This window comes from Lishizhenia sp. (assembly GCF_033720595.1).
GTDB lineage: Bacteria > Bacteroidota > Bacteroidia > Flavobacteriales_D > Crocinitomicaceae > Lishizhenia.
Map to the genome: position 1 here is coordinate 1 of NZ_JAWWCF010000164.1, position 6,922 is coordinate 6,922.

Genomic DNA, 6,922 nt, shown 5'->3' on the forward strand with positions numbered 1-6,922 from the left:
AGCCATTGTTGGTTTATTGCTCAGTGTTATTTGGGTGAAAGATACGCGCAAATTTGTTCACCAAGAAAGTAAGACCACGACCACCCAAAAATTTGAGAATGTATTTGTAGAAACGAGTTTTAAGGATAAAACCTTAAGTTCTGTATCTCAGGCAGGTTTAGTAAACAACTTGAATGATGGTATGATATGGGGATTATTACCCATTCTTTTAGGAACTTTGAATTTTGACAAAGAAAGTATTGCTGTGATTGCATCTGTTTATCCCGGTGTATGGGGAATAGGTCAATTATTTACAGGAAAGATGTCTGATCTTTACTCAAAAAAGAACATGCTTTTCTACGGAATGCTACTTCAAGGATTGGTCATACTCTTGTTTCCTTTTAGTTCTAACTTTTACGTTTTAATTGCCATTTCAGCCTTGCTGGGTTTAGGGACTGCTTTAGTTTATCCAACATTTTTATCTACCATAGCGAGTGCAACACAGCCCAATCAACGTGCCGAAAGTATTGGGATATTTAGGTTGTGGAGAGATTTGGGCTATGCCTTTGGAGCCATCATTTCGGGGATAGTTGCGGATGCTTTTGGAATTGATGCTTCCATATATTTAATAGGATGCATAACAGTAATATCAGCTTTAATTATTAAGTTGCGTATGCCTAAAATATAAATCAATGAAAATCATCCTACCACTATTTTTTGTACTGAATCTTTTGTTTTCTTCTTGCGGAAAAAAGCAGCAATTACACATTGCTATTCAACCTTTTGTAGGGGTAAACCAAGTAGATATAGAACTTGTAAAAAGCTCTTTGGTTGAAAACTACAAAGCAAAAGTGGATGTGCTTACTCCTATTGAAATTCCGGAAAATACATTTGTCAATGTTAAATCACCTCGCTATCGCGCAGATCAATTAATTGCTTATTTAAAAGCGCAGAAAGCAGATTCTATAGACCATGTTTTAGGATTAATTACCAAAGATATTTCTACCACGAAACAGAATCCAGACGGAACTGTGAAATTACCAAAATCAAAGTATGAAGATTGGGGGATTTTTGGTTTGGGATATCGACCGGGGGCTAGTTGTATTGTTTCTACTTTTCGATTAAGTAAAAGAAGACCAGATAGAAGATCTCAACTTATAAAAATTGCCAACCACGAAATAGGACATAACCTAGGTTTACCGCATTGTGATAGAGATCCAAATTGCGTCATGCGCGATGCTGCAGAGTCTATTAAAACCATTGACGGAGTTGGGAGTACGCTTTGTGATTTCTGTAAGGAAGATATAAGGTGACATATAAAGGTTAAACATAAAACACGGTCAAATAATAAAAAAGGTGATTAATTTTTATTTATTCGTTTGAAATTTAAACAATATGGCGATATGATTGTTCAAGTAAAAAGTCGTATTCATGCGTATTGTACATTATTTAGCTCAATTGTATTGTGCCCTATTGGCCATAAGTGAAACTGTGGTTTACTTTTCTTCCATACCCAAAAATGACATAGAAAGATTTGCACAAGATGTAAAAGGTGTAGTTTCACCCGAACCACTAACAAACCTTCCGCTCATTTTTAGTACGGTTAGTATAGGCATGTTTCTGGCTTGGTTATATGCTATGGGAAGAAAGAAAGAAGGACTCAAGAAGAGTTTGTTGGTTTTAACGTTTGTGCTGGCTATAGCTGTAATTTGGGTAGAAAGTCCATTTTTTAATTAATTAAGGTACTTATCAGTATTCCTATGTACTCAGGGCTGGAGTAAGGGAGTTTACATCCTTCAAATACAACAAGAAAAATCGAATCAAGTCATTGCAAAGCAGCGCATAGTGTTGCAATAGATAAAAGAGCGAAAGGGATGACGAGTTAGTTTCATCCCTTTTGTATTTTTAGTCCGTTACTTTTTCTAATCATCGTATTCAAATACTAAAAGATCTATGCATTTCCAGTTGCTCACAAGTTTTCTCGTGTTTCAGAGTCTGTTTTCTTGTACCGTGGAAACGGTAAACCATACTACCTTAACAGAAATTAAAAGTCCGCAAGAAAGAAAAATGAAACCTTTAAAAGATACTTCTTTTTATACCCTAGAGGGGCGCTTCAATACACCGGTTAATGCGATTAGAAAGTCTGTGGATTCTTCATCTTTTGCCTTTTACCTCAGGAATCTTCCGCTCAAAGAAGAGGGGGCACAAGTGAAGTATTATGACGGTGATATCAAACGAAATTCGGCGGTTTACTGCGCCGTAGTAGATTTAGAAATAGGGAAGAAAGACTTGCACCAGTGTGCGGATGCTGTAATGCGTTTTCGTGCTGAATATTTATGGAAACAAAAGCGCTATGAAGACATCCATTTCAATTTCACCAATGGATTTAGAGTGGACTATACAGAATGGATGAAAGGAAAACGAATACGTGTTTCAGGAAATAACGTGGAATGGGTGCAAAAGACGCAAGCTTCAAATACCTACCAAGATTTTTGGAACTATATGGAATGCATTTTTACCTATGCAGGTACCTTGTCTTTGTCTCGTGAATTAAATCCCATTCCTTTGAATGAAATGCAAATTGGTGATGTAATTATTAAGGGAGGTTCTCCTGGACATGCCGTTTTGGTAGTAGACATGGCCCAAGATACAATTACTCAAAAACATTACTTCATGTTAGCCCAAAGCTACATGCCGGCACAAGAGACGCAAATTTTAGTAAATCCTTCAGTTCCTGGTGCAAATCCTTGGTATTGTTTAGAAGATATAGAAGATGAAATCTACACCCCAGAATGGACTTTTACACGTGAGAGTTTGATGAGGTTTTAAGAGGGACAAAATGGATTGATTTTTGTTTGTAACCTGCTTAAAAGATTACATGCGTAATTTCCTTCCTTTGATGATGATCTTGTTGTTGTTTTCTTGTTCCCAAATTGAGGAGAAAGAGGGTAAGCAAAATGGATTAATGAATTGGGAGCAAGAATTATTGGGTTTTGGAAGCTTAAAAATAGAAGGGGAAAATTTCGTCCATTTGTTTTATCATTTTGGTAGTGTTTCCGAAGATTTTTCTATTAAAGGGGATACCTTATTGCTTTCAAGATCTCAGTTGAGAAGCTACCTGAATTATTACAGTAGTATTCCAGGCAGTAAAGACTCGTTGATTAGAAGACCAATTCTTTGGTCACTATCTAATCCATCCTATGAGTACGAATTAAAAAAGAAAGAAGGGGTGATTTATCTTACTAACTTAAATACATGCAGCGATGCACCTTCTCGAATATCCTTGAATGTGTATGCGCCCTTTATTTCGAATGATCTTTATCTCATTCATCTAGAAAATCAGAAAGAAAGGGATAATGTGTTTCATTGGGATGGTTCAAAGGGTTTGTATCTTTACTACGAGAAAAGCTACATAGAGAAAGACGATATTGAATCTTTTCGAAAGTTGTACATAGAAAAGAAGACTTTGAACAAAAATGATGAGAAAATTCTATTTAGTTATTTGAATTTATTTACTGCTCATAGAAGTCATCCTTTTAAAGAAATAGAATCAGGGTGTGGTCTTGGGGATTATGAGAACTTGATTACAGTAGCGTATAAAGACTCCCTTTACGAGTATGGAATGCAAGCGTTTCCACTTCCTATATCTAAATTAATTCACGGACTTACCCTTGAACTTGATAAAAAAGGAGAAAGGCTTGAACCCATATTAGACACCAACGATTTTCTTATAATTGATAGGTATAAAGACCTGCCTTTAGCACGAAAAAGAACAGAAAGAGAAAAGCGAAATTTGGAGGTTGAGAAGGAGTTAAAAGCCTTAGATGATTTAAAATCCAACCCTAAATGAAAAAAGATTTAACGTACCTAAGTTTTTTATGGATGTTTTTCCTAGCTTCTTGTTCTTCTCCTGAAAAGGTGAATTATCGAAATTGGGAGGAGGTGTTAATGGGCTATGGTAAAATTGGATTATCCCCAGAAAGCATGACTAAAACTTTCTATTATTTCGGAAATCGAGTAATGGATAGCACGAAATACACTGAAATTAAAGACTCTTCCTCTTTTTGTTTTAAGGGGGATAGGGTAACCATCCCAAATCTCAGACTTGTTCAAATGATTCCCCAAGAATGGTGGGAGAAAGTGAAAAGTGACAACAATTTTAATAAAGATTTTTTGGAGGTAGAGGATAGCACATCTTTCATGATAGAAGAACAAAGTAACCAGTTACTTTTGAGGAAATTAACAGGGGTAGCTCAGATACCTTCTGAATTGTATGTAAAAATGAATACGAAAGCTTTACCTGAAGATTTCATGTATTTGGATTATGAAGAGTATAACAAATCCTATGTTCATGTTCAATACGGGGGGATGTCAGAAAGTAAAGTAATGATAGCAACAGATAGGTTTGATTTGAAGGCCGATTCTTTGATTATTCAAACTAAACCAATCTTAAATCACCAAGATTCTTTAGTTGTGAATAGCTTTTTGAATTTATTGATAGAGAGGAGATACCAAGAAAAATTAAATGTTTCAGTATGTTACTACCCTATGGAATTGAATATTACAATGGTATACAAAGATTCTTTGTTTTACTTCAATGGAAATACACTTCCTATTGATGCGCATGGTTTAGTCGAGTATTTTAATTATCAATTGAACCTTAGCAAAGATAAAAGGATGAGTACTTTGGAGGAATACCCACCATTAGATTCAACTTTCCCACGAAAAAGTTATTCTGTAGCAAGAGCTTTACCAGGAGTTCCATTAATTGAAATAGCACCATGAGAAGCATAATTATTATCCTCACAATATTCGTTGTTGCCTGTAAACCAAAAGGCCCAGAAACAAAAAATAATTGGCAAGAAGAACTCTTAGGCTTTGGTCAAATGTGGAGCGATAAAGATACTGTCCATAAAGATTTTTACTACTTCGGTAATTTGAAAATGGATAGTACAAAATTAGCTTGTTTTAGGTTTGGAATTCCAAACCTAAGAGAAGACACGTTATTCCTACCAAATAGTTTATTGTACCACAGTTTTAAGTTTTGTGATTCATTACGGTACAAATGGAAAGAAGGATTCTTGAACAAGGATACGAGTGCTTACCTGATTTCAAAAGATAGTTTGGGCATAATTCATTTACAAAAAGCTTTTGGTATTAAGTGGACACCGAGAAGGTTATATGTTAGGATGAATTCAGGAACATTCGATACCGATGTAAAGTATTTTATAAACAGTTCATGGTCATATGATAAAAGATTTTCAATGTTAGTAGATAGTTTAAGAGGTATTCGATATTTTACAAGTATTCGTCAAAATAATGAGATTTACCAAAGGGAAATAGATTTTTTCACACATACTGACTCTATAGTTTTTTCATCATTTTTAAATGACCTAATAGAAAATCGTTCGAAAATTCATCAGTGGGATGTAATTAATTGCTGGGCAGGTTGCAATTTGGAAATATTATATGAAGATTCTATTTATCAATTTGATGAAAATAGTTTTTTGAAAAACTTAGGTTTTATAGAAGAGTATTTCCTGTTTAAACTTAACAAGTTCTCGGATACCGCGGATATAGATGTAAACAATTTCAGTTATTATCCTGATAAATTATTCAAAAACAAAGCTATTGCAAGAGAAATAGTAATTCCACCTCCGCCACCGGAATCAAAAATAGAATGAGTTAAATGTTAGTTTTTCTTCCCCTTCTTAGCAGCCACCTCTTCATTTTCTAACATCCTTGCTTTCGTTAAGCGTTGCACCAAAGCAAGGGGGACTTCTGTGCCGTGTGGAAATTGTAAGGTTCCTTTTCCGCCTTTGTATTGTTGCATTTCTTCGTCTTTCTCTCCAAATACGCTTGAGAAACCATAAAAACCAATGTGATTTTTAAAGGCGCTGTAATACACGAGTATCCTTCCTTTGTATTTGAAACCAGGCATTTTGTAGCCGTAATGTTCTTCTATTTCGTCGGATAATTCAAGTATGGCGTTGTGGAGCTTTAAGAGTTGATCTTGCACGGCTAGTGGTTGGGCTTCTATGTGGTCTTTTATTTCTTGTAGCATCTTTTAAAGATAAATTATTCCAACAAAAAACGACGAAACTCTACTGAATTTCGTCGTTAAAAATGTGCCGTTTTTATAAATCTTTACTCGTCATCTAAAACTGCTCTAAGCTTTTGTCTTAATTGACGGTTATAGGTCTCTAATAAGTACTTAAAGTAATTTTTGGTACTCTTAGCTATCAATTTTGTATACTGCTTCAAACGGTGCTCTATATGCTCTTGTAAGCTTTCCATAATTTCTAGCGCATCGTAAAAGTCTGTTGCTTTATCTTTAATGGCATCAAAGTGATTGTCTACCGATAAATCAACTGCTTTTTTACCCGGTCTACCTTCATCTACCAAATCTTCGTAAACTTCCTTCATCTTAAACTTGTTGATGATGTCCATGTCTACTCTGTGCTGAATACGCTTTGGCAATTCAAAAGCAGCTTCAAATTGTAAATCATCTTGCTCAGACAAACGAGATTCCAAGAATCTATCTGGGAATTGGAAAGCATCCTGCCAGTTGATATAATCTTGCCATAAACCGAAACGTCTTACGTTGTTTCCTAAGTCTATCAATAAGAATTCATCCTTCTGAGGTAACTTTCTTGAACCACGACCAATCATTTGGTGATACAAGGTCAACGAACGTGTTGCTCTGTTCAAAATAATCGTTTCTACCGTTGGTTCATCGAAACCGGTTGTTAAGATACCTACAGATGTTAGGATGGCATCAGGAGTTTCCTTAAACCAAGATAAAGTATCTTTTCTATCCTTATCTGAGAACGTACTGTCTAAGTGTTTAATCTTAAATCCTCTTTTCTCAAAGGTTTCTCTCACGCGAATAGATGTTTCTATTCCTGAGTTAAAAATCAATGTTTTCTTTCCTAAGGCAACT

The 6,922-nt window shown here is 35.2% G+C and carries 9 protein-coding genes; 7 read left to right on the forward strand and 2 right to left on the reverse strand.

The features are described 5' to 3' along the window. The 7 genes from R3333_RS11220 to R3333_RS11250 form a co-directional block, all read left to right on the forward strand. On the forward strand, positions 1–667 hold a 667-nt coding region (locus R3333_RS11220; RefSeq protein WP_318958871.1), incomplete at its 5' end, for an MFS transporter. Between the two features lie 4 nt (positions 668–671). Continuing rightward, complete coding sequence (locus R3333_RS11225; RefSeq protein WP_318958872.1) at positions 672–1,292, forward strand: hypothetical protein; 621 nt, start codon at positions 672–674, stop codon at positions 1,290–1,292. A 118-nt stretch (positions 1,293–1,410) separates the two neighbouring features. After that, positions 1,411–1,716, forward strand: a complete 306-nt coding sequence (locus tag R3333_RS11230) for a hypothetical protein (protein WP_318958873.1) — start codon at positions 1,411–1,413, stop codon at positions 1,714–1,716. 216 nt (positions 1,717–1,932) lie between these two features. Next, positions 1,933–2,808: a DUF4846 domain-containing protein gene (locus tag R3333_RS11235; RefSeq protein ID WP_318958874.1), complete on the forward strand. Its 876-nt coding sequence runs from the start codon at positions 1,933–1,935 to the stop codon at positions 2,806–2,808. A gap of 49 nt (positions 2,809–2,857) precedes the next feature. Then, the gene (locus R3333_RS11240) at positions 2,858–3,829 is read left to right on the forward strand and encodes a hypothetical protein (RefSeq protein ID WP_318958875.1); all 972 of its coding nucleotides are present in this window, start codon (positions 2,858–2,860) and stop codon (positions 3,827–3,829) included. Beyond that, a complete protein-coding gene (locus R3333_RS11245; protein ID WP_318958876.1) occupies positions 3,826–4,764 on the forward strand; it encodes a hypothetical protein in 939 nt (312 codons plus the stop codon). The genes R3333_RS11240 and R3333_RS11245 overlap by 4 nt, the downstream gene beginning before the upstream one ends. Then, on the forward strand, positions 4,761–5,663 hold the full coding sequence (locus tag R3333_RS11250) for a hypothetical protein (protein ID WP_318958877.1): 903 nt from the start codon (positions 4,761–4,763) through the stop codon (positions 5,661–5,663). Before R3333_RS11245 ends, R3333_RS11250 begins: the two co-directional genes overlap by 4 nt. A gap of 8 nt (positions 5,664–5,671) precedes the next feature. Here the strand turns inward: R3333_RS11250 and R3333_RS11255 are convergent, their stop codons facing one another. Both R3333_RS11255 and R3333_RS11260 read right to left on the reverse strand, forming a co-directional pair. Next, positions 5,672–6,043, reverse strand: a complete 372-nt coding sequence (locus tag R3333_RS11255) for a DUF1801 domain-containing protein (protein WP_318958878.1) — start codon at positions 6,041–6,043, stop codon at positions 5,672–5,674. A gap of 83 nt (positions 6,044–6,126) precedes the next feature. Then, a partial coding sequence (locus tag R3333_RS11260) for a helicase-related protein (protein ID WP_318958879.1) occupies positions 6,127–6,922 on the reverse strand: 796 nt, incomplete at its 5' end.